Source organism: Mycolicibacterium brumae, from assembly GCF_025215495.1.
Lineage (GTDB): Bacteria > Actinomycetota > Actinomycetes > Mycobacteriales > Mycobacteriaceae > Mycobacterium > Mycobacterium brumae.
The window spans coordinates 3,138,744-3,165,218 of sequence record NZ_CP104302.1 but is presented as its reverse complement, the minus strand read 5'-3'; the positions used below and the strand labels follow the sequence as shown (position 1 = coordinate 3,165,218).

At 70.3% G+C, this 26,475-nt stretch carries 23 protein-coding genes and 1 pseudogene; 10 read left to right on the top strand and 14 right to left on the bottom strand.

The features are described from left to right. Positions 1 to 105: 105 nt before the first annotated feature. The 4 genes from L2Z93_RS15335 to sdhC are packed head-to-tail and all read right to left on the bottom strand — an operon-like array spanning position 106 to position 3,546. A complete protein-coding gene (locus L2Z93_RS15335; RefSeq protein WP_090587503.1) occupies positions 106 to 888 on the bottom strand; it encodes a succinate dehydrogenase iron-sulfur subunit in 783 nt (260 codons plus the stop codon). Then, positions 888 to 2,642 carry a succinate dehydrogenase flavoprotein subunit gene (sdhA, locus tag L2Z93_RS15330; RefSeq protein WP_090587501.1) on the bottom strand — a complete coding sequence of 585 codons (1,755 nt, stop codon included), beginning with the start codon at positions 2,640 to 2,642 and terminating at the stop codon, positions 888 to 890. Before sdhA ends, L2Z93_RS15335 begins: the two co-directional genes overlap by 1 nt. 19 nt (positions 2,643 to 2,661) lie before the next feature. Beyond that, positions 2,662 to 3,129 (bottom strand): succinate dehydrogenase hydrophobic membrane anchor subunit, encoded by a 468-nt coding sequence (locus tag L2Z93_RS15325; RefSeq protein WP_090587499.1) that lies wholly within the window; start codon positions 3,127 to 3,129, stop codon positions 2,662 to 2,664. Continuing rightward, positions 3,130 to 3,546: a succinate dehydrogenase, cytochrome b556 subunit gene (gene sdhC, locus L2Z93_RS15320; RefSeq protein WP_090587646.1), complete on the bottom strand. Its 417-nt coding sequence runs from the start codon at positions 3,544 to 3,546 to the stop codon at positions 3,130 to 3,132. Between the two features lie 251 nt (positions 3,547 to 3,797). Between sdhC and L2Z93_RS15315 the strand changes: the two genes are divergently transcribed. The 3 genes from L2Z93_RS15315 to L2Z93_RS15305 are packed head-to-tail and all read left to right on the top strand — an operon-like array spanning position 3,798 to position 6,654. Further along, positions 3,798 to 4,217 carry a cytidine deaminase gene (locus L2Z93_RS15315; RefSeq protein ID WP_090587496.1) on the top strand — a complete coding sequence of 140 codons (420 nt, stop codon included), beginning with the start codon at positions 3,798 to 3,800 and terminating at the stop codon, positions 4,215 to 4,217. Between the two features lie 50 nt (positions 4,218 to 4,267). Beyond that, the gene (locus tag L2Z93_RS15310; protein WP_090587494.1) at positions 4,268 to 5,572 is read left to right on the top strand and encodes a thymidine phosphorylase; all 1,305 of its coding nucleotides are present in this window, start codon (positions 4,268 to 4,270) and stop codon (positions 5,570 to 5,572) included. Continuing rightward, positions 5,569 to 6,654, top strand: a complete 1,086-nt coding sequence (locus tag L2Z93_RS15305; protein WP_090587492.1) for an adenosine deaminase — start codon at positions 5,569 to 5,571, stop codon at positions 6,652 to 6,654. Before L2Z93_RS15310 ends, L2Z93_RS15305 begins: the two co-directional genes overlap by 4 nt. A gap of 1 nt (position 6,655) precedes the next feature. Here the strand turns inward: L2Z93_RS15305 and L2Z93_RS15300 are convergent, their stop codons facing one another. From L2Z93_RS15300 to L2Z93_RS15290, 4 genes and pseudogenes are all read right to left on the bottom strand, one after another. Then, entirely contained in the window at positions 6,656 to 7,552 is an 897-nt protein-coding gene (locus L2Z93_RS15300; RefSeq protein WP_090587490.1) for a hypothetical protein, read from the bottom strand. Then, positions 7,549 to 8,136: a 3-hydroxyacyl-CoA dehydrogenase family protein gene (locus L2Z93_RS15295; RefSeq protein ID WP_306439043.1), complete on the bottom strand. Its 588-nt coding sequence runs from the start codon at positions 8,134 to 8,136 to the stop codon at positions 7,549 to 7,551. Before L2Z93_RS15295 ends, L2Z93_RS15300 begins: the two co-directional genes overlap by 4 nt. Before the next feature lie 58 nt (positions 8,137 to 8,194). Continuing rightward, positions 8,195 to 8,245, bottom strand: a pseudogene (locus L2Z93_RS19380) (hypothetical protein); the annotation flags it as partial. Positions 8,246 to 8,361: 116 nt separating this feature from the next. Next, positions 8,362 to 9,636, bottom strand: a complete 1,275-nt coding sequence (locus L2Z93_RS15290) for a SatS C-terminal domain-containing protein (RefSeq protein WP_090587488.1) — start codon at positions 9,634 to 9,636, stop codon at positions 8,362 to 8,364. A gap of 64 nt (positions 9,637 to 9,700) precedes the next feature. Here L2Z93_RS15290 and upp point away from each other — a divergent pair, with 64 nt between their 5' ends. Beyond that, the gene (gene upp, locus L2Z93_RS15285; RefSeq protein WP_090587485.1) at positions 9,701 to 10,333 is read left to right on the top strand and encodes a uracil phosphoribosyltransferase; all 633 of its coding nucleotides are present in this window, start codon (positions 9,701 to 9,703) and stop codon (positions 10,331 to 10,333) included. On the opposite strand, the gene L2Z93_RS15280 is transcribed toward upp, so the two are convergent. Together L2Z93_RS15280 and L2Z93_RS15275 are read right to left on the bottom strand one after the other, a co-directional pair. Further along, the gene (locus tag L2Z93_RS15280; protein ID WP_090587484.1) at positions 10,334 to 11,137 is read right to left on the bottom strand and encodes a transglutaminase-like domain-containing protein; all 804 of its coding nucleotides are present in this window, start codon (positions 11,135 to 11,137) and stop codon (positions 10,334 to 10,336) included. Then, entirely contained in the window at positions 11,134 to 11,958 is an 825-nt protein-coding gene (locus L2Z93_RS15275; RefSeq protein ID WP_234786054.1) for a purine-nucleoside phosphorylase, read from the bottom strand. The genes L2Z93_RS15280 and L2Z93_RS15275 overlap by 4 nt, the downstream gene beginning before the upstream one ends. Positions 11,959 to 12,003: 45 nt before the next feature. On the opposite strand from L2Z93_RS15275, the gene L2Z93_RS15270 reads away from it, so the two are divergent. Beyond that, positions 12,004 to 13,176, top strand: coding sequence for an amidohydrolase (locus L2Z93_RS15270; protein ID WP_090587482.1), 1,173 nt, complete (start codon positions 12,004 to 12,006; stop codon positions 13,174 to 13,176). On the opposite strand, the gene L2Z93_RS15265 is transcribed toward L2Z93_RS15270, so the two are convergent. After that, on the bottom strand, positions 13,173 to 13,658 hold the full coding sequence (locus L2Z93_RS15265; protein WP_090587480.1) for a gamma-glutamylcyclotransferase family protein: 486 nt from the start codon (positions 13,656 to 13,658) through the stop codon (positions 13,173 to 13,175). The genes L2Z93_RS15270 and L2Z93_RS15265 overlap by 4 nt on opposite strands. Positions 13,659 to 13,731: 73 nt before the next feature. On the opposite strand from L2Z93_RS15265, the gene L2Z93_RS15260 reads away from it, so the two are divergent. The 3 genes from L2Z93_RS15260 (at position 13,732) to L2Z93_RS15250 (ending at position 17,782) form a co-directional block, all read left to right on the top strand. Continuing rightward, a complete protein-coding gene (locus L2Z93_RS15260; protein WP_090587640.1) occupies positions 13,732 to 15,147 on the top strand; it encodes an NAD(P)H-quinone dehydrogenase in 1,416 nt (471 codons plus the stop codon). Positions 15,148 to 15,209: 62 nt separating this feature from the next. Next, positions 15,210 to 16,922: a glycerol-3-phosphate dehydrogenase/oxidase gene (locus L2Z93_RS15255; protein WP_193438904.1), complete on the top strand. Its 1,713-nt coding sequence runs from the start codon at positions 15,210 to 15,212 to the stop codon at positions 16,920 to 16,922. Further along, positions 16,919 to 17,782, top strand: a complete 864-nt coding sequence (locus L2Z93_RS15250) for a pseudouridine synthase (protein WP_090587476.1) — start codon at positions 16,919 to 16,921, stop codon at positions 17,780 to 17,782. Before L2Z93_RS15255 ends, L2Z93_RS15250 begins: the two co-directional genes overlap by 4 nt. On the opposite strand, the gene L2Z93_RS15245 is transcribed toward L2Z93_RS15250, so the two are convergent. Then, entirely contained in the window at positions 17,779 to 18,567 is a 789-nt protein-coding gene (locus tag L2Z93_RS15245; RefSeq protein WP_090587474.1) for a TetR family transcriptional regulator, read from the bottom strand. The genes L2Z93_RS15250 and L2Z93_RS15245 overlap by 4 nt on opposite strands. A 72-nt stretch (positions 18,568 to 18,639) precedes the next feature. Between L2Z93_RS15245 and L2Z93_RS15240 the strand changes: the two genes are divergently transcribed. Together L2Z93_RS15240 and L2Z93_RS15235 are read left to right on the top strand one after the other, a co-directional pair. After that, the gene (locus tag L2Z93_RS15240) at positions 18,640 to 19,722 is read left to right on the top strand and encodes a flavin reductase family protein (protein ID WP_090587472.1); all 1,083 of its coding nucleotides are present in this window, start codon (positions 18,640 to 18,642) and stop codon (positions 19,720 to 19,722) included. A gap of 140 nt (positions 19,723 to 19,862) precedes the next feature. Further along, positions 19,863 to 21,053 carry a fatty acid desaturase family protein gene (locus L2Z93_RS15235; RefSeq protein ID WP_090587637.1) on the top strand — a complete coding sequence of 397 codons (1,191 nt, stop codon included), beginning with the start codon at positions 19,863 to 19,865 and terminating at the stop codon, positions 21,051 to 21,053. 56 nt (positions 21,054 to 21,109) lie between these two features. Here the strand turns inward: L2Z93_RS15235 and nei2 are convergent, their stop codons facing one another. Both nei2 and L2Z93_RS15225 read right to left on the bottom strand, forming a co-directional pair. Next, positions 21,110 to 21,862, bottom strand: a complete 753-nt coding sequence (gene nei2, locus L2Z93_RS15230; protein ID WP_090587470.1) for an endonuclease VIII Nei2 — start codon at positions 21,860 to 21,862, stop codon at positions 21,110 to 21,112. Between the two features lie 3 nt (positions 21,863 to 21,865). Next, positions 21,866 to 26,404, bottom strand: coding sequence for an ATP-dependent helicase (locus L2Z93_RS15225; RefSeq protein WP_090587467.1), 4,539 nt, complete (start codon positions 26,402 to 26,404; stop codon positions 21,866 to 21,868). Positions 26,405 to 26,475: the final 71 nt, after the last annotated feature.

Below are 26,475 nucleotides of genomic sequence, written 5' to 3'. Positions count from 1 at the left end.
GGGCGAAGGGGCGTCAGCGGGCGGCGCCGGCTTCGACCTCGCTCGTCAGCGGGCAGCACCAGATCGCCCGCTTCCTCCCTCGGTCTCCTTCGTCGACCTCGGTCGTCAGCGGGCGAACATCAGCGCCCGCTTGACCTCCTGGATCGCCTTGGTCACCTGGATGCCGCGGGGGCAGGCGTCGGTGCAGTTGAAGGTGGTGCGGCAGCGCCACACCCCGTCGACCTCGTTGAGGATGTCGAGCCGCTCGGCGGCGGCCTCGTCGCGCGAATCGAAGATGAACCGGTGCGCGTTGACGATGGCGGCCGGGCCGAAGTAGGAGCCTTCGTTCCAGTACACCGGGCAGCTGGTGGTGCAGCAGGCGCACAGGATGCACTTGGTGGTGTCGTCGAAGCGGGCCCGGTCGGTCTGGGACTGGATGCGCTCGCGGGTCGGGGCGTTGCCGGTGGTGATCAGGTACGGCTTCACCGCGCGGAAGGCGTCGAAGAACGGCTCCATGTTGACCACCAGGTCCTTCTCCACGGGCAGCCCGCGGATCGGCTCGATGGTGATGGTCAGCGGTTTGTTGTTCTTGGGCAGCAGGTCTCGCATCAGCACCTTGCAGGCCAGCCGGTTCACGCCGTTGATCCGCATGGCATCCGAGCCGCACACGCCGTGCGCGCAGGACCGGCGGAACGTCAGCGTGCCGTCCAGGTAGCCCTTCACATACAGCAGCAGGTTCAGCAGCCGGTCACTGGGCAGGCACGGCACCCGGTAACTCTGGAAGCCGGCGGCGTCGGGATCCTCGGGGTTGAACCGGGCGATCTTCAGCGTGACCATCACCGCGCCGTCGGGCACGGGCGGCAGCGGGGGATCGCCGGCTTCGGGTTTGTCGAGAACTGGTGCGCTCATCAGTACTTCCGCTCCATCGGCTCGTACCGGGTCTGGACGACGGGCTTGTAGTCCAGCCGGATGTCGGACAGCAGGTCGGAACCTTCCTTGTACGCCATGGTGTGGCGCATGAAGTTGACGTCGTCGCGGTTGGGGTAGTCCTCGCGGGCGTGTCCGCCGCGGGACTCCTTGCGGGTCAGCGCGCCGATGACGGTGACCTCGGCCAGCTCCAGCAGGAAGCCCAGTTCGATGGCCTCCAGCAGATCGGAGTTGAAGCGTTTGCCCTTGTCGTGCACCGTGATCCGGGAGTAGCGCTCCTTGAGCGCGTGGATATCGGTGAGCGCCTGCTTGAGGGTCTCCTCGGTGCGGAACACCGCGGCGTTGTTGTCCATCGACTGCTGCAGGGCGGTCCGGATGTCGGCGACCCGCTCGTGGCCGTGGTCGCTGAGGATGTCGCCGACCCAGTTGATGACCATGTCGGCCGGTTCCGGCGGCATCTCGACGAAGTCGTGGCTCTCGGCGTACTTCGCCGCCGCGATGCCGGCCCGGCGGCCGAACACGTTGATGTCCAGCAGCGAGTTGGTGCCAAGCCGGTTCGCGCCGTGCACCGAGACGCAGGCGCACTCGCCGGCCGCGTACAGGCCCGGCACGACATTGTTGTTGTCGCGCAACACCTGTCCGGCCACGTTGGTGGGGATGCCACCCATCACGTAGTGGCAGGTCGGGTAGACCGGCACCAGTTCGGTGACGGGGTCGACGCCGAGGTAGGTGCGGGCGAACTCGGTGATGTCGGGGAGTTTGGCCTCCAGCACGTCCTCGCCGAGGTGGCGCACGTCGATGTAGACGTAGTCCTTGTTCGGCCCGGCGCCGCGGCCTTCGAGCACTTCCAGCACCATCGAGCGGGCCACGATGTCGCGGGGGGCCAGATCGACGATGGTGGGGGCGTAGCGCTCCATGAACCGCTCGCCGTCGGCGTTGAGCAGGCGGCCGCCCTCGCCGCGCACCGCCTCGGAGATCAGGATGCCCAGTCCGGCCAGGCCGGTCGGGTGGAACTGGTGGAACTCCATGTCCTCCAGCGGCAGTCCCTTGCGGAACACGATGCCCAGGCCGTCGCCGGTCAGAGTGTGCGCGTTGGAGGTGGTCTTGTACATCCGGCCCGACCCGCCGGTGGCGAACACGATCGCCTTGGCGGCGAAGATGTGGATGTCGCCGGTGGCGAGCTCGTAGGCGATGACGCCGGTGGCCACCGGGCCGGACGGGGTGTCGGTGAGCACCAGGTCCAGCGCGTAGAACTCGTTGAAGAACTGCACGTCGTGCTTGACGCAGTTTTGGTACAGCGTCTGCAGGATCATGTGGCCGGTGCGGTCGGCGGCGTAACAGGCCCGGCGCACCGGGGCCTTGCCGTGGTCACGGGTGTGGCCGCCGAATCGGCGCTGGTCGATGCGGCCCTCGGGGGTGCGGTTGAACGGCATCCCCATCTTCTCCAGGTCCAGCACCGCGTCGATGGCTTCCTTGCACATGATCTCGACGGCGTCCTGGTCGGCGAGGTAATCGCCACCCTTGACGGTGTCGAAGGTGTGCCACTCCCAGTTGTCTTCCTCGACATTCGCCAGCGCGGCGCACATGCCGCCCTGGGCCGCGCCGGTGTGGCTGCGGGTCGGGTAGAGCTTGGTCAGCACGGCGGTGCGGACCCGGGGGCCGGCCTCCACGGCGGCGCGCATCCCGGCGCCTCCGGCGCCCACGATGACGACGTCGTAGCGGTGTTCCTGGATCATCGAGTGTCCCCTCCGAGGGTTAGATGTTCGGGTTGAACGTCACCAGGACGTAGCTGCCCAGCACCAAGGTGAAGCCGGTGACCAGCAGCAACACCGAGTTCAGCCAGAACTTGGTGGTGTTCTTGCGGGCGTAGTCGCCGATGATGGTGCGCATGCCGTTGGCGCCGTGCACCATCGCCAGCCACAGCAGCGACATGTCCCAGATCTGCCAGAACGGCGAGGCCCAGCGCTCGGCGACGTAGTTGAAGTCGATCCGGTACACGCCGTCGGACCACATCAGCATGATGAACAGGTGGCCGATGACCAGGAAGACCAGGGCGACCCCGGAGAACCGCATGAACAGCCACGCGTACTTCTCGAAGTACGGGATGCCGCGCGGTTTGCGCGGGGCGCGCGGGTGGTCCAGAGCGGCCGGCCGGTCGAATTCCTTCTCCAGCACCGGGGCGATGCGGCCCTCGCGGTGATGCGGGCTCCACGGCGTGCTCATTTAGAGGAACCTTTCTGCCATGTGCATTCCGAGGGTGACCAGCGCCGGCACCATCAGCAGCAGCCAGACCGCCGCCACGATGACGAGCATCTTCTTCTGGTGACGCGGACCCTCGGCCCAGAAGTCGATCAGGATGAGCCGGATACCGTTGAACGCGTGGAACAGCACGGCGGCGACCAGGCCGATCTCCATCAGGCCGACGGGGATGGTCTTGTAGGTCGCGACGACGGCGTTGTAGGCCTCCGGGCTGACCCGGACCAGGGCGGTGTCGAGCACATGCACGACCAGGAAGAAGAAGATGGTCGCACCCGTGATGCGGTGCAGGACCCAGGACCACATGCCCGGATCGCCGCGATACAGGGTGCGTCGGCGTCGGGGGCCCGCCTTTGCGGGCTCGGCCGGTGCCGCTGTTGTCATCAGCGCCTCCAACGTCATCGGTGGTCGCCGGTCGGGGCTGCCCGGGCCGGCGAGGCGGTGTTCGCGAGATTTCCGGCGCGAGGGCTTGATGTCCGGAACAACCGTCTGTTGGACTCTAATCCTTTTCGTTGGCCAGTAACCAACCGAATGGATATGTCTATCTACCTGGGCGTCAAGGGAAAAGGTTTGCCTACCCTTTATTACCCGCGCGTAGCATGCGCGCTCGGAATGCATTCAGAGCGGAGCGACCGATGACCGGAACCGATCCATCGATCGACTGGAAAGTATTGCGGGACAACGCAATCCAAGCCTCAACGCGGGCGTACGCGCCGTATTCGGCGTTCCCGGTCGGCGCGGCCGCACTGGCAGCCGACGGCCGTGTGGTCACTGGGACCAATGTGGAGAATGTCTCATATGGTTTGGGCCTGTGCGCCGAGTGCGCCGTGGTCTGCGCGTTGTTTGCCGGCGAGGGCAGCCGACGCCTGCTGGCGCTGGCCTGCGTGGACGCCGACGGACACGCGCTGCTGCCGTGTGGGCGCTGCCGCCAAGTGCTTTACGAGCACGGCGGCCCGGACCTGCTGATCGACACCCCCGCCGGGCCCCGGCCGCTCGGGGAGTTGCTGCCCGAGGCGTTCGGCCCCGACGACCTGGCCCGGGTGGCCCGCCGATGAGCGAGCAATGCTTTTCCGCGAGCGAACGAGGCGGACAGAGGGCGGAGCTGATGACGGGATTCGACGCGCCGACGGTCATCAAGGCCAAGCGCGACGGCGGGCGACTGTCGGACGACGCCATCGATTGGGTGATCGGCGCCTACACCCGCGGCGAGGTCGGCGACGAGCAGATGGCCGCCCTGCTGATGGCGATCTTCCTGCGCGGCATGACCGGCGGGGAGATCACCCGCTGGACCGCCGCGATGATCAACTCCGGACCGCGGCTGGACTTCTCCGACCTGCGCCGCGACGGCGCCCGGGTCCGGCTGGTCGACAAGCACTCCACCGGCGGGGTGGGCGACAAGATCACCATCCCGCTGGCGCCGATCATCGTCGCCTGCGGCGGGACGGTGCCGCAGGCCTCCGGACGCGGCCTCGGGCACACCGGTGGCACGCTGGACAAACTGGAGTCCATCCCCGGGTTCTCCGGCGAGCTCAGCGTCGCCGCCATCCGGGCGCAGCTGGGGCAGGTCGGGGCGGCCATCTTCGCCGCCGGCGAGCTCGCCCCGGCCGACCGCAAGCTCTATGCGCTGCGCGACATCACCGCCACCGTCGATTCGCTGCCGCTGATCGCCTCGTCGATCATGAGCAAGAAACTCGCCGAGGGCGCCGAATCGCTGGTGCTGGACGTCAAATCCGGCTCTGGGGCGTTCCTCACCGACCCGGAGGAAGCCGCCGCGCTGGCAGCCACCATGGTCGAACTCGGCGCCGGCTACGGGGTGCCGACCCGCGCCCTGCTCACCGACATGTCCGTCCCGCTCGGGCGGATGGTCGGCAACGCCGTCGAGATCGCCGAATCCGTCGAGGTGCTCGCCGGCGGCGGGCCCGACGACGTGGTGGAGCTGACCCTGGCGCTGGCCGCGGAGATGCTGGATCTGGCCGGCCTCGACGGCCGCGACCCCGCCGACACCCTGGCCGACGGCTCCGCGATGGACGCCTACCGCGCGCTGATCCGCGCCCAGGGTGGCGACCCGGACGCGGCGCTGCCGATCGGGGCGTGCCGGGAAACCGTCACGGCGGGCGAAGCCGGGGTGATGGGCGACATCGACGCCCTCGCGGTCGGCATGGCGGTCTGGCGGCTCGGCGCGGGCCGGACAGTTCCAGGCGCGGCCGTGCAGGCCGGCGCGGGCCTGGAGATTCACCGCCGCCCCGGCGAACCGGTGTCCGCCGGACAACCGCTGTTCACCTTGTTCACCGACACTGCCGAGAAACTCGGCCCGGCGCTGGCCGAACTGGACGGCGCCTGGACGGTCGGACAGCGCCCACCACCGCCGAGGAAACTGATCCTGGGCCGGGTCGAGGAGGAGAAGTCATGAGCGCACCCACCCTGGAGACCATCCGGATCGCGCCGAAGGTGCTGCTGCACGACCACCTCGACGGCGGGCTGCGGCCGCAGACCGTGCTGGAACTCGCCGACGCCGTCGGCTACTCCGACCTGCCGGCCGACACCGGACCGGCGCTGGGCGACTGGTTCCGGGTGGCCGCGCACAGCGGATCGCTGGAGCGCTACCTGGAGCCGTTCGCGCACACCGTCGCGGTGATGCAGACGCCCGAGGCGCTGCACCGGGTGGCGTTCGAGGCCGTCGAGGACCTGGCCGCCGACTCGGTGGTCTACGCCGAGGTGCGTTTCGCCCCCGAGTTGCACCTGGAGCGGGGCCTGAGCCTGGAGCAGGTCGTCGAGGCGGTGCTGGCCGGGTTCGCCGATGGGCAGCGCGCGGCCGCGAGCGCCGGGACCCCGATCGTGGTGCGCTGCCTGGTCACCGCGATGCGCCACGCCGCCCGCTCCCTGGACATCGCCGAGCTGGCCATCGCCTACCGCGACCGCGGGGTGTGCGGCTTCGACATCGCCGGCGCGGAGGCCGGCTACCCGCCGACCCGGCACCTGGACGCGTTCGAGCACATGCGGGAGTTCAACGGGCACTTCACCATTCACGCCGGAGAGGCCTTTGGCCTACCGTCCATCCACGAGGCGCTGGCGTTCTGCGGCGCGGATCGGCTGGGGCACGGTGTGCGCATCGTCGACGACATCACCGACGACCCGGCGAGCGGCCGGCGGCTGGGCCGGTTGGCCGCGCTGGTCCGGGACAACCGGGTGCCGCTGGAGATGTGCCCGTCGTCGAACGTGCAGACCGGCGCGGTGGCCAGCATCGCCGAGCACCCGTTCGACCTGCTGGCCCGGCTGCGGTTCCGGGTGACCGTGAACACCGACAACCGGCTGATGAGCGACACCACGCTGAGCCAGGAGATGGCCCGGCTGGTCGAGGCGTTCGGCTACGGCTGGACCGATCTGCAGCGGTTCACCATCAACGCGATGAAGTCCGCGTTCTACCCGTTCGACCAGCGGCTGGCGCTGATCGACGACGTCATCAAGCCCCGCTACGCGGTGTTGGCCGGCTGACTCAAGAGAGCACGGCGATGCCGGTGACGCCGCCGCCCAGGGTGGCCACGGTTCGCTCGGCGCCGCTTGTCAGGTTCACTTCGCGGATCCTGCCGCTGTAGAGCGAGCTGACGTACCAGCGCTCACCGTCGGCCGAGGCCAACCCGATCGCTTCCTGGTAGTCGCCGGAGATCACCCGGTGTGATCCGGGAACCGGTTGCACCACACCGCGATTGAGTGTGTTCCCGGCCGGCGGGTCGCCACGGTCGGTCCACAGCAGGTCGTCGCCGAGCAACTCCAGGTCGATCGGCTCGGGCAGCTGGTCCCACAGCAACTCGACGTCGGCGCGGCGCGCCGCGTCCTGGCCGTCGGGAATCTCGATGGGGCAGCGGAAGATCCGGCCCTGCCCGGCGTTCGGGGCGCCCTTCTGGGTCCAGTACAGCAGCCCGCGGGCGGTGTCCACGGCAATCCCGACGCAGTGATTTCGCGCGTCCGCGGCGTCGTCGGGACCGCTCCCGGTGACCACCACGGCCTCCAACTCGCTGCCGTCCAGGTTGCACCGCCGCACGGCCATGCCTTCCCGGTCGCACCAGTAGAGCTTGCCGGCGGCGAAGTCGGCGGTCAGTTGCTTGCCGGTGGTGAAACCACCCGCCGGCACGATGGTCCTGCGGTTCGAGCCGTCGAGATCCACCCGCTCGATGGATCCGTTCGCGGCCAGGAACGTCGGCTCGGCGCCCGGCGCCGGGGGACCGTCGGGCGCGCCCATATTGGTCCAGTAGATGTGCCCGGCCGCGCGGTCGACGACCACGCCGTCGGGGCACTGATCGACGCCGTCGACCAGCACACGTTCCGGTGAGCCGTCGGTGGGCGCCGCCAGGATCTGCTTGCGGGCCAGGTGCAGCGCCACCAGTTCGGTCACGTGGGATCCTTCGGGTAGGTGTAGAAACCTTCTCCGGATTTCGCGCCGAGCTTGCCGGCGTCGACGTAGCGGTGCAGCAGTTCCCGCGGTCCGGTGGGAAGATTCGGGTTCTCCGCGGCATAGTGGTTCTCGATGTCGAGCACCACATCCAGGCCGACGTGGTCCATCATCTGGAACGGTCCCTGCGCGGAGCCGCTGTTCACCCGCCACATCGCGTCGACGTCCTCAGGTGTGGAAATCCCTTCGGCGACAACGGAAAGCGCCTCGCGTTTGATGGCCGCCCAGATCCGGTTGAAGATGAACCCGGTGCTCTCCTTGTGGCACAGGAACGGTGACAGGCCGTAGTCGGGGAAGGCGGCCAGCACGAAATCGAGCACCTCGTCGGAGGTTTCGCCGTTGCTCATCACGTCGACCGCGAGCTGCAGGGGCGGCATGTAGAAGTGCGTGTTGCACATCCGCGACGCGGTCGGCAGACCCGCGGTGAACAGCCGACTGGCATACGACGACGAGTTCGAGGTGACGACGGCGTCCGGCGGCCGCCTGGTCGTCGGTGTGGCGCGCCGACCCGGCGGTGAACCCGTCATGCCGGGACACCCACGCCGCGAGCTGCTCGTTGACGTAGGCCACCGCGGCGGCGCCGACCTCGGCGTTCGGGTCGCTGATTCGGACCTCGCCCCCGCGGCCGGCGAACATCAACGCGATGCGTCGGCCCAGGGTGCCCGCGCCGATCACCGCCACGGGACGGTGCTGGAAGTCGGTCGGAATGCCCATCCGGCCACGCTAGCGCCGCGTGCCCGGGTGCGGAAGGACTATTCCCGCCGCAGCCGCGACTCCACGAACCGCTCCAGCTTTTCCCAGGAGCTGACCGCCTCGGCCGGCTTGGCCGGGGCGTCGGCGCCGTCGAGCACGTGGGAGACGAAGGCGCCCAACGCCGCGTCGGAGGCCAGCGCCTTTTCGACGGTGTCCTCCTCGGAGTAGTCGCCCACGTCGCGCAGCAACTCGACCGCGAGCTCCAGCTGGTCGTGGTCGACCGCGTCGGCGCCGTCGGCGATGTCGTCGGCCAGCCCGGTCAGCACGTACACGTTCTCGTCGGTCACCTTGACCACCAGCGAGCCGTCGGTCGCGGCGGTGCGGATGTCGTCGTAGGTGACCAGGTCGGCGAGGTCGTGGTCGTGCTCGTCGGCCAGGTAGCGGGCCAGCGCGCGCTCGGAGCTGAACACGCTGATTCGGCCGTTGCGGCCCAGGAAGATCGGCCGGTCGCGGAAGTAGCAGCGCAGCGTGTAGAAGGTGCCCGAGCCGATCATCAGCCGGATCGGGTCGATGCCCACCCGGCCCCAGAAGTCGGCGTCACTGCCCAGGACCGCGGTGTCGCCGGCCGCGCGGACCGCGCCCGGCTCGACACCGTCCCCATCCTCGGCGGTTTCGGCGCCCTCGGCGTCGTCGTCCTCCTCGATGATGAGGACGTCCTCCTCCTCGATGACCGGCGGATCGGCTTCCAGCTCCTCGGCGGCCTTCGCGGAGGCCTTCTCGTCCACCTCGGGGGTGCTCAGCACCTCGTCGATGGCGGCGAGCACCTTCTCCCAGTTGCGGGCGATGACCGCGGCGATGGCGTCCCAGCGCTTGCGGCCGGCCCGGCCGCTGAACTCGTCGACGCCGTTGTTCAGGGTGACCAGCGACGGGTTTCCGTTGAAGAATTTGGTGACGGCGGGCAACTCGCACACCGACCCGATCGCCGACACCACCGCGAGGGTGGAGGCCAGCGAGGTCACCGAGGTCTCGCTCGGCTTCTCGGCGGCCAGTTCCTCGACGGCCAGCAGGTCGAAGTGGTGGTCCTCGTCCGGGTTCAGCGCGTGCGCGTTGGCCTCGGTCAGCGCGGCCCAGGCCGGGTGGTCGGACAGATCGTTCTCGGCGCCGGAGCGCACGAACGCGGCCAGGTCGGCGGCGCTGGCGAAGCCGTACAGGTCCTCGTCCTTGCCCAGGAACGCCTCCCACTCGTCCCCGGCGTCGCGCCACGGCGGCGCCCAGAGGGTGTACAGGTCGCCGGCGGTCACACTGAGCCGGATGGGTACCAGGTCTGCTGCCATGGCGCTCAGAATAACGGCGCCGACCGGGGCGCGAACTCGCCCGTAGGCCGTAGTGTCCTCGTCCATGGACCTCCGCGTGATCAACCACCCACTCGCCGCGGTCCGGATGACGACGCTGCGCGACGCGCACAGCGGCAACGCGGCCTTCCGCGCCGCGCTGGCCGAGCTCACCCTGATGCTGGTCTACGAGGCGACCCGGGACCTCTGCTGCGACGAACAGACCGTGACGACGCCGCTGGCGCCGACGACGGGTCACCGGCTGTCGGCGCCGCCGCTGCTGGTGCCGGTGCTGCGGGCGGGGCTGGGCATGCTGGCCCCCGCGCAGCAACTGCTGCCGGAGTCGCGCGCCGGGTTCGTCGGGATGGCCCGCGACGAGGCGACCCACCGGGCGCACGAGTACCTGGTGTCGTTGCCCGATGACCTCGGCGGCGTCCCGGTGCTGGTGCTGGACCCGATGCTGGCTACCGGCGGGTCGCTGGCGCACGCGCTCGGGCTGCTCGCCGACCGCGGGGCCACCGACGTCACCGCCGTCTGCGTGGTGTCCGCGCCCGACGGCATCGACGTCATCGAGAAGTTCTCGTCGCGATTCGAGAAGTATGCGCTGGTGACGGCCGTCGTCGACGACGGCCTCAACGGCGACAAGTTCATCGTGCCGGGCCTCGGCGACGCGGGGGACCGGCAGTTCGGGCCCCGCTAGTCACCCCAGGGACACCGTGTCGTGCGTCGAATCGTGCGGGATGCCCCCGTCGACGACGGCGGTCACCACGCAGTTGTTCAGCGCGATCGCGCCCTTGTGGTTGTCCAGGAACGCGGTGTCCGCGGCGTCGCGTCCGGTGGTGATCCGCACCATCGACTGACGCGGCGCCAGGCAGGTCGCGTCCACCACCCGCCAGGCGCCGTCGACGAACGCCTCGGCGACGGCGTGGAAATCCATCGGCTCGCATCCCGGCGCGTAGACCGCCACCAGCCGGGCGGGGACCTTGACCGCCCGCAGCAACGCCACCACCAGGTGGGCGTAGTCGCGGCAGACACCGCGGCCCGCCAGCAGGGTGTCGGTCGCCCCGTCGATCGGGTCGCTGGCCCCGGGGACGTATTCCAGCCGCGTCCCGACCCACGCCGACACCTTCTCCAGCAGCGTGACCGAGTCGCTGTACTCGCCGAACTCGGTGCCGGCGAACCCGAAGAACTTGTCGGATTCCGCGTAGCGGCTCGGCCGCAGGTAGCGGGTCAGGTCGGCCGCGCAGACCTCCGCGGGTTCGGCGCGGCCCAGCAGCGTCGCGGAATAGCTGGCGGTGACGTTGCCCTCGCCGACTTCCAGGGCGTGGATCCGGTTGCCGTGTTCGGCGATGATCTCGGTGGCGGCGACCTCCTCGCCGTTCCAGGTGAACGTCAGTGATTCGGTCACCGCCACGTCGGGATGGGGCGCCACCGCGATCTGGAACTCCAAGGTGGTGGGCGCGAGGATCCGCACATCGAGGTCGGCGGTGACGTCCCTTTTCATACCGGGGTTGTACCCGGGGCCGCTGCCGGCCGCAATTCGGCGATCACCGCGCGCAGCAATTCGCCCATCCGGGTCGCCGACGCGCGCCCGGCCTCGAGCACCTCGGCGTGCGACAGCGGCTCACCGGTCATTCCGGCGGCCAGGTTCGTGACCAGCGACAGGCCCAGCACCTGAGCGCCGGCCGCGCGGGCGGCGATCGTCTCGTGCACGGTGGACATCCCGACCAGGTCGGCGCCGAGGGCGCGCAGCATCCGAATCTCGGCGGGCGTCTCGTAATGCGGGCCGGGCAGGCCCGCGTACACCCCTTCGGCGAGCCGGGGATCGACCCGCCGGGCCAGCGCGCGAAGCTCCGGTGAGTATGCGTTGACCAGGTCGACGAACTGCGCCCCGACCAGCGGGGAGCGGGCGGTCAGGTTCAGGTGGTCGGCGATCAGCACCGGCTGACCGACCTGGTGCTCCGGACGCAGACCACCGGCGGCATTGGTCAGCACCACCGTGGTGGCGCCGGCCGCGCACGCGGCGCGCACCGGGTGCACGACGGCGGACAGGTCGTGGCCCTCGTAGGCGTGGATCCGGCCGAGCAGCACCAGCACCCGCCGTCCGCCGATCTGCAGCGAACGCAGCTGACCACCGTGCCCGGCGGCCGTCGGCGTGCTGAAGCCGGGAAGTTCAGCCATCGGGATCACCGACCGCGGGTCGCCCAGCGCGTCGGCGGCGGGGGCCCATCCCGAGCCCAGCACCACCGCCACGTCGTGGGTGGCGATTCCGGTGCCTTCGGCGATGACGGCCGCGGCCTGCGCGGCCTGCTGCGTCGGTGTCACAGCCCGGCAGCTTAATCGCCGGACGCGAGGTGAAATACTGCGGGAATGAGTCTGGCCGACAGCGCGGAGAGCTGGCTGGCTGCGCATTGCGCCGACGTGGTCAGCTGGCGTCGTCGCATTCACGCTCACCCGGAGCTGGGCCGCCAGGAGCACGCCACCACCGCCTTCGTCTACGAGACGTTGACGGCGGCCGGTCTCGCGCCGAAGATCCTGCCCGGCGGCACCGGTCTGACCTGCGATATCGGCCCCGACTATCTGGCAAGGATCGCGCTGCGCGCCGACATGGACGCGTTGCCGATGCTGGAGAACACCGGGCTGGCGTTCGCTTCCGAGGTGCCCGGCGTCGCGCACAGCTGCGGCCACGACGCGCACACCGCGATCCTGTTGGGGGCCGGTCTGGCGCTGGCCGCGGCGCCTGCGCTGCCCGTCGCGGTGCGGTTGGTGTTCCAGCCGGCCGAGGAGCTGATGCCCGGCGGCGCGCTAGACGCGATCGCCGCCGGCGCCCTGGACGGGGTGTCCCGGATCTTCGCGCTGCACTGCGACCCGCGGCTGGCCGTCGGCAAGGTGGCCATCACCCCCGGCCCGATCACCTCCGCCGCGGATTGGATGAGCGTCACCCTGGCCTCCCCGGGCGGGCACACTTCCCGGCCGCACCTGACCGGGGACCTGGTCTATGCGCTGGGCGCGCTGATCACCGGGGTGCCCGGGGTGCTGTCGCGCCGGCTGGACCCGCGCGATTCCACGGTGATGGTGTGGGGCGCGGTCAACGCCGGGATGGCCGCCAATGCCATCCCGCAGAGCGGCACCCTGTCCGGGACGGTGCGGACCGCCAGCCGCGAGGCCTGGCGGGAGATGGAGGCGCTGGTCCGCGAGGTGGTGGCCGCTCAACTGGCCACCCTGAACGTCGAGCACACCCTGACCTACACCCGCGGGGTGCCGCCGGTGGTCAACGACGAGATCAGCACCCGGATCTTCACCCACGCCATCGAGTCCGTCGGGCCCGAGGCACTGGCCGACACCCGGCAGTCCGGCGGCGGCGAGGACTTCTCCTGGTACCTGGAAGAGGTGCCGGGCGCCATGGCGCGCCTCGGCGTGTGGAGCGGGATCGGGCCGCAGCTGGACCTGCACCAGCCGAACTTTGACATCGACGAGCGGGCCCTGGCCATCGGCGTGCGCGCGTTCGTCGGCGTCGTCGAGCAGAGCGCGGCTTTCGTCTAGGTGTTGCCCGGGGTTCCGGGCCCGATATTGCGCGCCGGGCGGGTGCGCAGGTCGTGCACGTACTGCGCGGGCGCCCCGGCGATCTCGGCGGCGTCGGCCATCACCCCGATGTAGCGCGCGGACGGCAGCCCGCCCTCCCAGGCGTCGACCACATACAGCCAGGCCAGCACCGGATCCGTCGTGGTGTCCGAGGTTTCGCGGTGCACCCGGCAGCGGATCTTCTTGTGGAAGCCCAGCTCCGAGCCCTCCCAGCGGTCCAGGCTCTTCTCGTCCTCGGGGGTCATGTCGTAGAGCACCACGAACACCTGCGAGCCCGGATCCTGCACAACGGTGGCCAGCGCGCCTTCCCAGCCGATGTCCGCGCCGCCGAAGGTCAGCCGCCAGCCGTGCAGCCAGCCGGTGCCCGCCATCGGGGAATGCGGAGCCCGCTCCCGCATCTGTTCGGGATGCATGTTGGACCCGTAGGCGGCGTACAGCGGCACTCGCTGATCTTAAACACCGTGACCCGACCTCGTTGGCCGGTGGCCGAGGCGTTCAGGCATTAGGTTGATCGTCGTGATCACCCGGATTGTCATCATCGGTGGGGGGCCGGCCGGATACGAGGCCGCGCTGGTGGCCGCGGGCTGCGGGCCGGACAAGGTGCACGTGACCGTCGTGGACTCCGACGGCCTCGGCGGCGCGTGCGTGCTGTTCGACTGCGTGCCGTCCAAGGCGTTCATCGCCTCGACGGGGGTGCGCACCGAGCTGCGCCGCGCCGAGGGCCTGGGCTATGACATCGGCATCGAGGACGCCCCGATCACGTTGCCGCAGATCAACCGCCGCGCTTTGACCCTGGCGGTGTCCCAGTCGGTGGACATCGGCACGCAGTTGACCAACGCCGGGGTCACCCTCGTGCGCGGCCGCGGTGAATTCGTGGACACCGAGCCCGGTATGGCGCATCACCGGATCAAGGTCACCACCCCGGAGGGCCGGGTGGCCATCCTCAAGGCAGACGTCGCGCTGATCGCCACCGGCGCCAGCCCCCGGGTGCTGCCCAACGCGGTGCCCGACGGGGAACGCATCCTGACCTGGCGACAGCTCTACAGCCTGCAGGAACTGCCCGAACACCTGGTGATCGTCGGCTCCGGCGTGACCGGCGCGGAGTTCTGCAACGCCTACACCGAACTCGGCGTCGAGGTCACGGTGGTGGCCAGCCGCGACCTGATCCTGCCGCACGAGGACCCCGACGCCGCCGCCGTGCTGGAGGAGGTGTTCGCCGAGCGCGGCGTCAAGCTGGTCAAGAACGGCCGCGCCGACGCGGTGGTGCGCACCGACGACGGCATCCGCGTCGAGTTGTCCGACGGCCGCACCGTCGAGGGCAGCCACGCCCTGATGAGCATCGGCTCCACCCCGAACACCGCCGGGCTGGGCCTGGAGGCGATCGGCGTCGAGTTGGCCCGGTCCGGGCACATCCCGGTGGACCGGGTGTCGCGCACCGGCGCGTCCGGGGTGTACGCCGCGGGCGACTGCACCGGGCTGCTGCCGCTGGCGTCGGTGGCCGCCATGCAGGGCCGCATCGCGATGTATCACGCGCTCGGCGAAGGGGTGAACCCGATTCGGCTGCGCACGGTGGCGTCGGCGACGTTCACCCGGCCCGAGATCGCCGCCGTCGGGATCCCGCAGCGTTCCATCGACGACGGGTCGGTGCCGGCCCGCACCATCATGCTGCCGCTGAACAGCAATGCCCGCGCCAAGATGAGCCTGCTCCGGCACGGTTTCATCAAGATCTTCTGCCGGCCCGCCACCGGCACCGTGATCGGCGGCGTGGTGGTCGCGCCGATCGCCTCCGAGCTGATCCTGCCGATCGCGCTGGCCGTGCAGAACCGGATCACCGTCGCCGACCTGGCCCAGACGCTATCGGTGTACCCGTCGCTGTCCGGGTCGATCGTGGAGGCGGCGCGGCGGCTGATGGCCCACGACGATCTGGATTAGGCTGACGCCCGTACCGACGAGTAACAAGGGGTGCATCCGTGAGCGAGCCGCTACCGAGTTCGATGCTCGACCCGGCGCAACGCAAGCAGAACTGGGATCGCCTGGGCAGCGAGCAGTTCGACGTCCTGGTGATCGGCGGTGGGGTGGTCGGGGCCGGGGCCGCCCTGGACGCCGCCACCCGCGGTCTCAAGGTCGCCCTCGTCGAGGCCCGCGACCTCGCCTCAGGCACCTCCAGCCGGTCCTCCAAGATGTTCCACGGCGGACTCCGCTATCTGGAGCAGCTCGAGTTCGGCCTGGTCCGTGAGGCCCTGCACGAACGCGAACTGTCGCTGACCACGCTGGCCCCGCACCTGGTCAAGCCGCTGCCGTTCCTGTTCCCGCTGACCACCCGGTGGACCGAGCGGCCGTACGTGGCCGCCGGCATCTTCCTCTACGACCAGCTCGGCGGCGCGAAATCGGTGCCCGCCCAGAAGCACCTGTTCCGCGCCGGCGCGCTGCGCCTGGCGCCGGGCCTCAAGCGCAGCTCGCTGATCGGCGGCATCCGCTACTACGACACCGTCGTCGACGACGCCCGGCACACCATGACCGTCGCGCGCACCGCCGCCCACTACGGCGCGGTGGTCCGCACCTCCACCCAGGTGGTCGGCATGCTGCGCGAGGGCGACCGGGTGGTCGGGGTGAAGCTGCGCGACTCCGAGGACGGCGCGGTCACCGAAGCCCGGGCGCACGTGGTGATCAACGCGACCGGGGTGTGGACCGACGAGATCCAGGCGCTGTCGCGCCAGCGCGGGCGATTCCGGGTGCGCGCGTCCAAGGGCGTGCACATTGTGGTGCCGCGGGACCGGATCGTCAGCGAGGTGGCGATCATCCTGCGCACCGAGAAGTCGGTGCTGTTCGTCATCCCGTGGGGCACGCACTGGATCATCGGCACCACCGACACCGAGTGGAACCTGGACCTGGCGCACCCGGCGGCCACCAAGGCCGACATCGACTACATCCTGGAGCGGGTCAACACGGTGCTGGCCACCCCGCTGTCCCACGACGACATCGACGGCGTCTACGCCGGCCTGCGGCCGCTGCTGGCCGGGGAGAGCGACGAGACCTCGAAGCTGTCCCGCGAGCACGCGGTGGCGGTTTCCGCGCCGGGGCTGGTCGCGATCGCCGGCGGTAAGTACACCACCTACCGGGTGATGGCCGCCGACGCGATCGACATGGCCGCCCAATTCGTGCCGACCCGGGTCGCGCCGTCGATCACCGAGAAGGTGCCGCTGCTGGGCGCCGACGGGTACTTCGCGCTGGTCAACCAGACCCAGCACGTGGGGGAGCCGTTCCGGCTGCACCCGTACCGGGTGCGGCACCTGCTGGATCGCTACGGCTCGCTGATCGGCGATGTGCTGGAGCTGGCGGCGAGCGACCCCGAGCTGCTGGAGCCGATCACCGAGGCGCCGGTGTACCTGAAGGTGGAGGCGGCCTACGCCGCGGCGGCCGAGGGGGCCTTGCACCTGGAGGACATCCTGGCCCGCCGGATGCGGATCGCGATCGAGTACCCGCACCGCGGCGTGGAGTGCGCCCGTGAGGTCGCCCAGATCGTCGCCCCGATCCTGGGCTGGAGCGCCGAGGACGTCGACCGCGAGGTCGAGACCTACATCGCCCGGGTGGAGGCCGAGGTGCTGTCCCAGACCCAGCCCGACGACGCCTCCGCCGACGCGCTGCGGGTGGCCGCGCCGGAGGCGCGCGCGGAGATCCTCGAGCCGGTGCCGCTGCCGCGGTCGTGAGGCGGCGACGCGTCGCCCCGCTTCCGGCGCGCGACGGGGTCGGGCCGACCCGGGTCCGGCTTCTGGGCGGTGGCGTTCGTGACGAGCTGACCCGCCGCTTCGGGGAAGCCGCGGGTTCGAAAGTCCTTGCCGGCGAGGTGTTCTCCGACGACGGCTCGGTGCTCGCGGCGGATGCCGTTGCCGCCGAGGGTGATTGCGTGTGGGTGTACCGCGACCTCCCCGACGAGGTCGAGGTCCCGTTCGACATCCCGATCCTGCACTGCGACGAGAACATCCTGGTGGTCGACAAGCCGCACTTCCTGGCCACCATGCCGCGCGGCTCGCACGTCGCGCAGACGGCGCTGGTGCGGCTGCGCCGCGAGCTCGAGCTGCCGGAACTCTCCCCGGCGCACCGCCTGGACCGGCTGACCGCCGGGGTGCTGCTGTTCACCGTGCGCCGCGAGGTGCGCGGGGCGTACCAGATGCTGTTCTCCCGCGACGAGGTGCGCAAGGTGTACCTGGCCCGCGCCGGGGTGGACCCGTCGCTGGAGTTTCCGATCAGGCTGCGCTCCCGGATTGTCAAGGAGCGCAGCCGGTTACAGGCCTACGAGGAACCCGGGGAGGTGAATGCTGAGACTCTGGTTGAGCACCTCGGTGACGGGCGCTACCGGCTCAGCCCGCGCACCGGCCGGACGCATCAGCTCCGGGTGCACATGGCCTCCCTCGGCCTGCCGATCAGCGGGGATCCGTTGTACCCCGAGGTGATCGACGTCGCCCCGGACGACTTCTCCACCCCGCTGTCACTGCTGGCGCAGACATTGGAGTTCGAGGATCCGCTGACCGGTCGGAGTCTCGGCTTCGCCAGCGACCGGCAGGTCTAGCCGGTGGCCTGCGGGCCGCGGCTGAAGAGCTCGTTGGCCGACGGGTTGCCGCCGCTGCGCCAGTTGAACACGCCGATCATCATCATCCGCAGCTGCCGGACCGCGGTGTTTCGGATGTCCTCCACGCTGGCCGGATCCGACGCGTCCTCGACGGCCTCGGCGATGGAGATCATCGCGTTCACCATCAGGCTGGCCAGAATGTTCAGATCGTCGTGGGTCCAGCCGTTCAGCCCGGGGATGCGGGCCAGGTCGATGGCCAGCTCGGAGGTGATCACCCGGATCTCGGCGCGGATCGCGTGCCGCAGGGTGGCCACCCCGCTGTGTCGCTCGCGCGCGATGAACCGCCAGTGCTCCGGGTCCTGCTTGACGCCCTTGATCAGGATGTCGATGGAGGAGTCGATGATGCGCTTGGGATCCAGTTGGCCGGTGCGCGCCCCGCGCAGCATCTCGCGCAGCTTGCGGAACGACTCGTCGATCAGCACCAAACCGAGGGCGTCCATCGAGTCGAAGTGCCGGTAGAACGCCGTCGGCGCGATGCCGGCCTCGCGGGCCACCTCGCGCAGGCTCAGCGCGGTGAAACTGCGCTCGGCCAGCAGGTCCAGCGCCGAGTCCAGGATCGCGCGACGGGTGGCGCCCTTGCGTTCGTCGCGGGAGACCGTGACACGGCGCTCCTTGGAGACGCGGCGTTCGGATTCCTTGGACTTGCGCTCCTCGGATGCGCGCGCGCGAGACTCCCGGAGGCGCTTCGCGCGGCCGGTATGCGATGACGGTGTACGACTGTCCACTGAATGTGAACGCTAACACAATCCGGCGCGTTTCCATTGACGCATCCGGGGCCCCTGACGCATTGTGTACACATGTTCACCGAAATGCTTAGCCCCCGCCTCCGGGAGCGCGTCCTGGAGTCTTCCCTGATGAAGGTGCTGACCTGGCCGCAAGGCGTGGACAGCTTCACTGAGGTCGTCGACCCCGCTTGGACCCACAAGGAAGGTCGCGCGACCATCACCGCCGTGCGCTGGCAGACCCCGCGCAGCGTCACCCTGACCCTGACCCCCAACGGACTCGGAGAACAGCTGTTCTCCAAATTTCGGGCCGGCCAGCACGTCAACGTCTCGGTCGAGATCGACGGTCGCCGGCACAGCCGCTGCTACTCGCCGGTCAACGCCGAAGGCGACACCGCGACCATCGAGCTGACCGTCGGCCTGCACGACGGCGGCCTGGTCTCCACCCACCTGTACAAGAACGCCCGCCCCGGCATGGTGCTCGGCATCGGCGCCCCGGCCGGCGACTTTGTCCTGGACCCCGCCGCCCGTCGCATCCTGCTGGTCTCCGGCGGCAGCGGCATCACCCCGATGATCGCCATGCTGCGCACCCTGCGCGCCAATGGCCACACCGGCGAGGTCGCCTTCGTGCACTACGCCCGCACCGGCGACGAACTGGCCTACGCCCAGGAGCTGCGGGCGGTCGCCGCAGCCGGCGCCGCCACCGTGCTGTTCGGGTTCACCCGCTCCGACGACGGCGACCTCGTCGGCCACGTCAACGCCGACCACCTCGCCACCGCGATGGCGCACCCGGAGGCGGTCTACGTCTGCGGCCCGGGCGCCCTGGTCAATGCGGTCCGCGAGGTGCACCCGGAGGCGCGCTCGGAGAGCTTCGTGCCCCCGAGCTTCACCCCGGGCGAAGCCTCCGGCGGACTGGTGTCCTTCGTCGACAGCGACGTCTTCGTCGAGGACGACGGCAAGACCCTGCTGGAGCAGGCCGAGGCCGCCGGTCTCAAGCCCGAGTTCGGCTGCCGGATGGGCATCTGCCACGGCTGCACCAAGCTCAAGTCCCGCGGCGTGGTGAAGAACCTGAACACCGGCGCCGTCTCCAACGCCGAAGCCGAAGAAATCCAGATCTGCGTCACCGTGCCCTGCGGCGACGTCGACGTCGAGCTCTAACCGCCCCCCCCCGAACAAACTCCCCGAAAGGATTTCGTGAGATGACTGCCCTTGCAGAACCGATCCACATTGACGACACCGCCGAGGTTCTCGTGCCCGAAGAGGTCTTCGAGAAGCAGGTTGGCGACGTCACCGTCCGGATGACGCGCACCCAGATGGAGGAGTTCGGCCGCGAGCTGGACGCCATCCGCGAGCGGGTGCTGGGCGATCTGGGCGAGAAGGACGCCGAGTACATCCGCAACATCATGAAGCTGCAGCGCAAGCTGGAGGTTGGCGGACGCGCGGCGCTGTTCCTGTCCATCATCCCGCCGTTCTGGCTGGTGGGCGCCGGCATGCTGGGCGCGGCCAAGATCCTCGACAACATGGAGATCGGCCACAACGTCATGCACGGCCAGTACGACTGGATGGGCGACCCGGCCCTGCGCGGCCAGGTCTTCGAGTGGGACAACGCCTGCCCCGCCGAGCAGTGGCGCTACACCCACAACTACATGCACCACACCTACACCAACGTCGTCGACCTGGACCGTGACATCGGCTACGGCATCCTGCGGATGAGCCCGGACCAGCCGTGGCAGAAGTACTACCTCGGCAACCCGCTCTACGCGTTCCTGCTGATGGTGCTGTTCCAGTACGGCGTGGCCCTGCACGAGCTGGAGACCGAGCGGGTCCGCGACGGTGAATTCCCCTTCAAGGAGAAGAAGGAAGTCATTCGCGAGATCTGGGGCAAGGTCGGACGCCAGACCCTCAAGGACTACGTCGCCTTCCCGCTGCTGGCCAGCCCGTTCGCGCCGCTGGTGTTCCTCGGCAACGGCCTGGCCAACCTGATCCGCAACGTGTGGTCCTACACCATCATCTTCTGCGGGCACTTCCCCGAGGGCACCAGCGAGTTCTCCATCGAAGAGGCCCGCAACGAGACCCGCGGCCAGTGGTACTTCCGCCAGGTGCTGGGCTCGGCGAACATCTCCGGCGGCAAGTGGTTCCACATCTTCAGCGGCAACCTGTCGTTCCAGATCGAGCACCACCTGTTCCCGGATCTGCCGGCGCACCGGTACGAGTCGATCTCCGTCGAGGTCAAGGACATCTGCGACCGCTACGGCATCCCCTACAACACCGGCCCGATCCACAAGCAGTTCGGCTCGGTGGTGAAGAAGATCTGCAAGCTGGCCCTGCCCCCGGGCCTCGGCGGCGTCGGCGAGCGCAAGCCGAAGGTCGACAAGAAGCAGATCCGCGCCGAGTACCTGGCCAAGAAGGCGGCCGAGGAAGCCGGCCAGATCGTCCACGTGCCGGGCGAGCCCTACGTCAAGCCGTACAAGGTGAAGGCCATCGGCTAGCCATCACAACCCAGGACGCCCCGCCCTCACCGGCGGGGCGTTCTGCGTTCCCGGCCTCAGCGCTGGCAGGACGGGCACCAGAAGCTCACCCGCTGCCCGACGGTCGCGGTGACAATGGCGGTCCCGCAGCGACGGCAGTCTCGCCCGGCCCGCCCGTACACCCATAGCTCGCGACCTCGCCGGGTGTCCCCGGTGGTCACCCGCTGGGCGCGAGACAGGTTGGCCGTCAACATCTGGTGAGCGCGCCGCACCAGCCGAGCGGGGTCGGCCACCGAGCCCACCGGGGAGTCCGGCGCGACACCGGCGATGAAACACAACTCGTTGGCGTACACATTGCCGACGCCGGCCAGGTTGCGTTGGTCCAGCAGCGCCGGCGCCAAGGCCCGGTCCGGCTCGGCGGCCAGATTCGCCGCCGCGAGCTCCGGATCCCAGTCCGGGCCCAGCAAATCCGGACCCAGGTGAGCCACCGCCGACATCTCCTCGGAACGTTTGAGCACCTCCAGCAGCCCGAGGTCCACCCCGGCGGCCCGAACGTCACCGGCGCACAGCAGCGCGCGGATGCGATGCTCGGCCACCCGCGCGTGGCCGATTCGCCACGCGCCCTCCATCGACAGGTGCGAGTGGATGCTCGCCGCGCCGGTCCGGATGAACAAATGCTTCCCGCGGCAGATCACCTCGTCGACGGTTTCCCCGGTCAGGTCCACGGTGGCGAAGCGCGGCACCCTAATGTCGCAGCGGGTCAGCGCCTTGCCGGCCAGCGCGTCGTGCAGCGCGCGTGCGGTCCGCCAGACGGTGTCACCCTCGGGCATCGGTCACCGCCGCAACCGCAGGCCACGCGGGGTGCGCGCGAACCCGGCCGACACCAGCGCCGCCGCCGAGCCGCCCGCGCGCGGATCCAGCGCGGGCGACCCGTCGACGCGCTCCGCCAACAGTCCGGCGACCCGCCCGTCGGCCACCAGCGCGGCCAGCGCCGCCGCGGCGGCGGCCAACCGTCCCTCGTCGTCGGTGAAGCTCAGCAGCGACTTGCCGCCGCGCTCGACGAACCAGGTCAGTTCCCCGTCGGTCAGCACCACCAGCGCGCCGGCCCGGCGGCCCGGCCGGTGCGACCCCTCGGTGTCGGCGCGCGCTGGCCAACTCAACGCCGCGCCATACGGATTGGCCGGATCGGTCGCGGCCAGCGCGAGTCCTTCTGGCGGACCGGAGGGCTCCTGCAGCGGGTCGGCGAAACCACGCAGCCGGTCCACCGTCGACGCCGACGAGAACTGCGCCCCACCAAGGGATTCCACGAAATAGCCGCGCTGGCAGCGGCCGGCCTCCTCGGCGGCGGACAGCACCTTGTACAGCAGGGCGAAACCACCCGGGATGTCCTCGGCGGCGACGGCGCCGCGGGTCAGCACGCCGTGTCGGGCCAGCAGCAGATCGGCCTGAAACTGGGCGCGAACGGTGGGATCCGGTTCCGGTTCGGGCAGCAGCGACCAGCGACCGGCCACCGTGGCGTCGACGCCGCGCGCCGCCGGCGCCGCCAGACCGAAGCGGCCCGGCCGCGGCGGCCGGCGGCGTGCCCGGGCCGCCGCGGCGCGGGGCTGGCGCCCGGAGCCGCCCAGCCGGGCCCGCATCGGAGCGAAGGTGTCCCCGGTGACGCGCCCGGACCAGATGAGTTGCCACAGCGCGTCTTTGGCCTCGGACTCATTGGCCCCGGCGAGCTGGCGGAAGAAGTACGCCCCGCCCCCGGACAGCGCGTCCAGGAGCTCGCGGTGGGTCTCGGTGAGCTCCAGCTCCTCGGGTGGGGGCAGCGTCAGAGCGGCGGTGTCGGCCAGGTGGAAGCACACCCAGCCGTCGCCGCCGGGCAGGGCGCCCGCGCCGGACCAGAGCACCTCGCCGGAGGCCAACAACTCATCGAGCAGGGCGGGGGAGTAGTCCCGCACCCGCTGCCCGAAAATCAGTGGCTCCACCGTGGAGGCGGCCAGCGGCGCCCCGGCCAGCTGCTCGATCACCGACAGCAACCCATCGGGGCCGTCGGCGGTGCCGAGCTGCTGCCAGGACGGCAGGAACCGGGCGTAGGCGGCGGTGCTGACCGGTTCGATCTGCGCCCGCAGCGCAGCTAGCGACCGCCGGCGAAGCACCCGCAGCACTCCGGCGTCGCACCACTGCTCGGCGCCCGGGAAATCGGTTGGGCTGTCGGTGAACTCACCGCGGATGAGCCGGTGATCGGCGGCCAGCCGGCTCAGCACATCGCCGGCGATCCGCAGGCCCAGACCGAAGCGGGCGGCGGCCTCCGCGGTGGAGAACGGGCCGTGGCTGCGGGCGTAGCGGCCCAGCAGGTCGGCGAGCGGGTCGGCCACGGGTTCGGTGAACGCCGCCGGCACCCCGGGCGGGACCGGCACGCCCACGCCGTCGCGCAGCCGGCCGATGTCCTCGACCGCCGCCCACCAGCTCTGCCCGGCATAGGACACCGGCAGCACCCGTCGGGCCGAGCGCAACTGCTCGAGCTGGTCGGGGGCCTCGTCGGGCGCGGCGCAGCGTTCGGCGATCTCGGCGGTGGTCAGCGGTCCCAGCACCCGCAGCAGGTCTGCCACCCCCTCGGCGTCGCGCGCCTGACGCTCCGGTGTCAGGCGCCCCAGCGCGCGAGCGGTGGCCATCACCACGTCCGGATCCAGCAGCTCCCGCAGCTCCACCCGGCCGAGCAACTCGGCCAGCAGCGTGGTGTCCAGCGACAGCGCCGCGGCGCGGCGTTCTGCCAGCGGGCTGTCGCCCTCGTACATGAACGCCCCGACGTAGCCGAACAGCAGCGCCGCCGCGAACGGCGACGGCGTTTCGGTGCGCACCTCGGTGACCCGCACGCCCCGGCCGGCGATCATCGCCATCAGCTGTGTCAACGCCGGCACGTCGTAGACGTCCTGCAGGCATTCCCGGACCGTTTCCAGCACGATCGGGAAATCCGGGTAGCGCCGCGCCACATCCAGCAATTGGGCGGCGCGCTGGCGCTGATGCCACAGCGGGGAACGCTTGCCCGGGTCGCGGCGCGGCAGCAGCAGCGCGCGGGCCGCGCACTCCCGGAACCGGGACGCGAACAGCGCCGACCCGCCGACCTGCGCGGTGACCAGCTCCTCGATCTCGTCGGGCTCGAAGACGAAGATCTCCGCGCCGGGCGGGTTGGCGTCGACATCCGGCGGGGCGGCCGGCAACCGCACGATGATCCCGTCGTCGGAGGCGGTCGGCTTCTCCTCGATGCCGTACCGCTGGAAGATCCTCGCCCCGACCGCCAACGCGAGCGGACCGTGCACCCCCAGTCCGTAGGGCGAGTGCAGGATGATCCGCCAGTCGCCGAGTTCGTCGCGGAAGCGCTCCACCACCAGCTGTCGGTCCCCGGGCAGCACCCCGGTGGCGGCACGCTGCTCGTCGAGCAGCCGACGCAGATTGTCGGTCGCGTAATCGTCGAAACCGATTGCGGCGCACCGTGACCGGAATTCGTCGTCATCGAGGGCGGCCATCTCGGTGATGAACGCGCCGATCGCCGCCCCCAATTCGGCGGGGCGCCCGACGTTGTCGCCACGCCAGAAGGGCAACCGGGCCGGCTGACCGGGCGCGGGGATCACCAGCACCCGGTCGTGGGTGATCTCGGAGATCCGCCAGCTCGTCGCGCCGAGTGAGATGACGTCACCCGGTCGGGACTCGTAGACCATCTCCTCGTCGAGTTCGCCCACCCGGGAAGGCTTTTCGGTGTCCGAGGCCAGATACACGGTGAACATCCCGCGGTCCGGGATGGCGCCGCCGGAGGTCACCGCCAGCCGTTGCGCGCCGGGCCGACCGGTCAACGTGCCGGCATCGCGGTCGTAGACCAGCCGAGGCCGCAGCTCGGCGAAATCGGTCGACGGATACTTGCCGCTCAACAGGTCCAGCGTCGCCTCGAACGCGCTGCGCGGCAACGCCGCGAACGGGGCGCTGCGGCGCACCGTGTCGAACCACTCGTCGGCGCTGATCGGCTCCAGCGCGCACGCCGCGACGGTGTGCTGGGCCAGCACGTCCAGCGGATTGGCCGGGACCTTGAGCGTCTCGATCTGACCCGCGCGCATCCGGGTGACCGTCACCGCGCAACCGATCAGATCGTTGCGGAACTTGGGGAAGAGTATGCCTCGGCTGACCTCGCCGACCTGATGCCCGGCCCGACCGATGCGCTGCAAGCCGCTGGCCACCGACGGCGGGGACTCCACCTGGATCACCAGATCGACTGCGCCCATGTCGATTCCGAGCTCCAGGCTGGAGGTGGCCACCACCGCGCGCAGTGTCCCGCTCTTGAGAGCTTCCTCGACCTCGGCCCGGGTTTCCTTGGACACCGAGCCGTGATGCGTCCGTGCCAGCACGGGATCGGCGCCGTAGGTCTGGCCGCTGCCCAAGAGTTGCGCCGGAGCGCCGCCGGCCACCATCGGATTGTGGGCGCCGAGCTGGACACCGGCGCGCTCGGCGTGGATCTCGTTGATCCGGGAGGTCAATCGCTCCGCCAGCCGCCGCGAGTTGGCGAACACGATGGTGGAATTGTTCGCCTCGATCAGGTCGACGATGCGCTCCTCGACATCCGGCCACAGTGAGCCCGCGTCCAGGTTGGCCATGTCCGGCACCGGGACCACCACGTCGAGGTCGAAGGTCTTGGCGGCCGGTGGAGCCACGATGCGCGCCGGGCGGGCCCCGGACAGGAACCGGGCCACCTCCTCGGGCGGTCGGACCGTGGCAGACAGCCCGATGCGCTGGGCGGGCCGCGTGAGCATGGCGTCCAGGCGTTCCAGCGACACCGCCAGGTGTGCGCCGCGTTTGGTTCCGGCCACCGCGTGCACCTCGTCGACGATGACGCTTTCCACCTCGGTGAGGGTGGAGCGGGCCGCGGAGGTGAGCATCAGGAACAGCGACTCTGGGGTGGTGATCAGGATGTCCGGCGGCCGAGTGATCAGCTCGCGACGCCGGTGCGGTGGCGTGTCCCCGGAACGCACCCCCACCGTGATGTCCGGCGCGGTGAGCCCGTGGCGCTCGGCGGTTCGGGTGATCCCGGCCAGCGGGGTGCGCAGGTTGCGCTCCACGTCGACGGCCAACGCCTTGAGCGGGGAGATGTAGAGCACGCGGGTCTTCGGCGTGCCCGGGTCGGCCGCGGCCGCCTTCTCCCGCGCGAGTTCGTCGATGGCCCACAGGAACGCCGCCAGGGTCTTGCCGGATCCGGTCGGCGCGATGACCATGGTGTTGTCCCCGTCGGCGATCGCCGCCCAGGCCTGCTCCTGGGCGGGCGTCGGCCCGGGGAAGGCGGCGGTGAACCACTCCCGGGTCAGCGGTGAGAAGCGCGACAGCGAATCGCGCGGACCGGTCATGGAACCATCGTGCCAACGGAGTCCGACACTGATCACACCGCGTCGCCAAGTTGTTCCACGCGGAAGCCGTT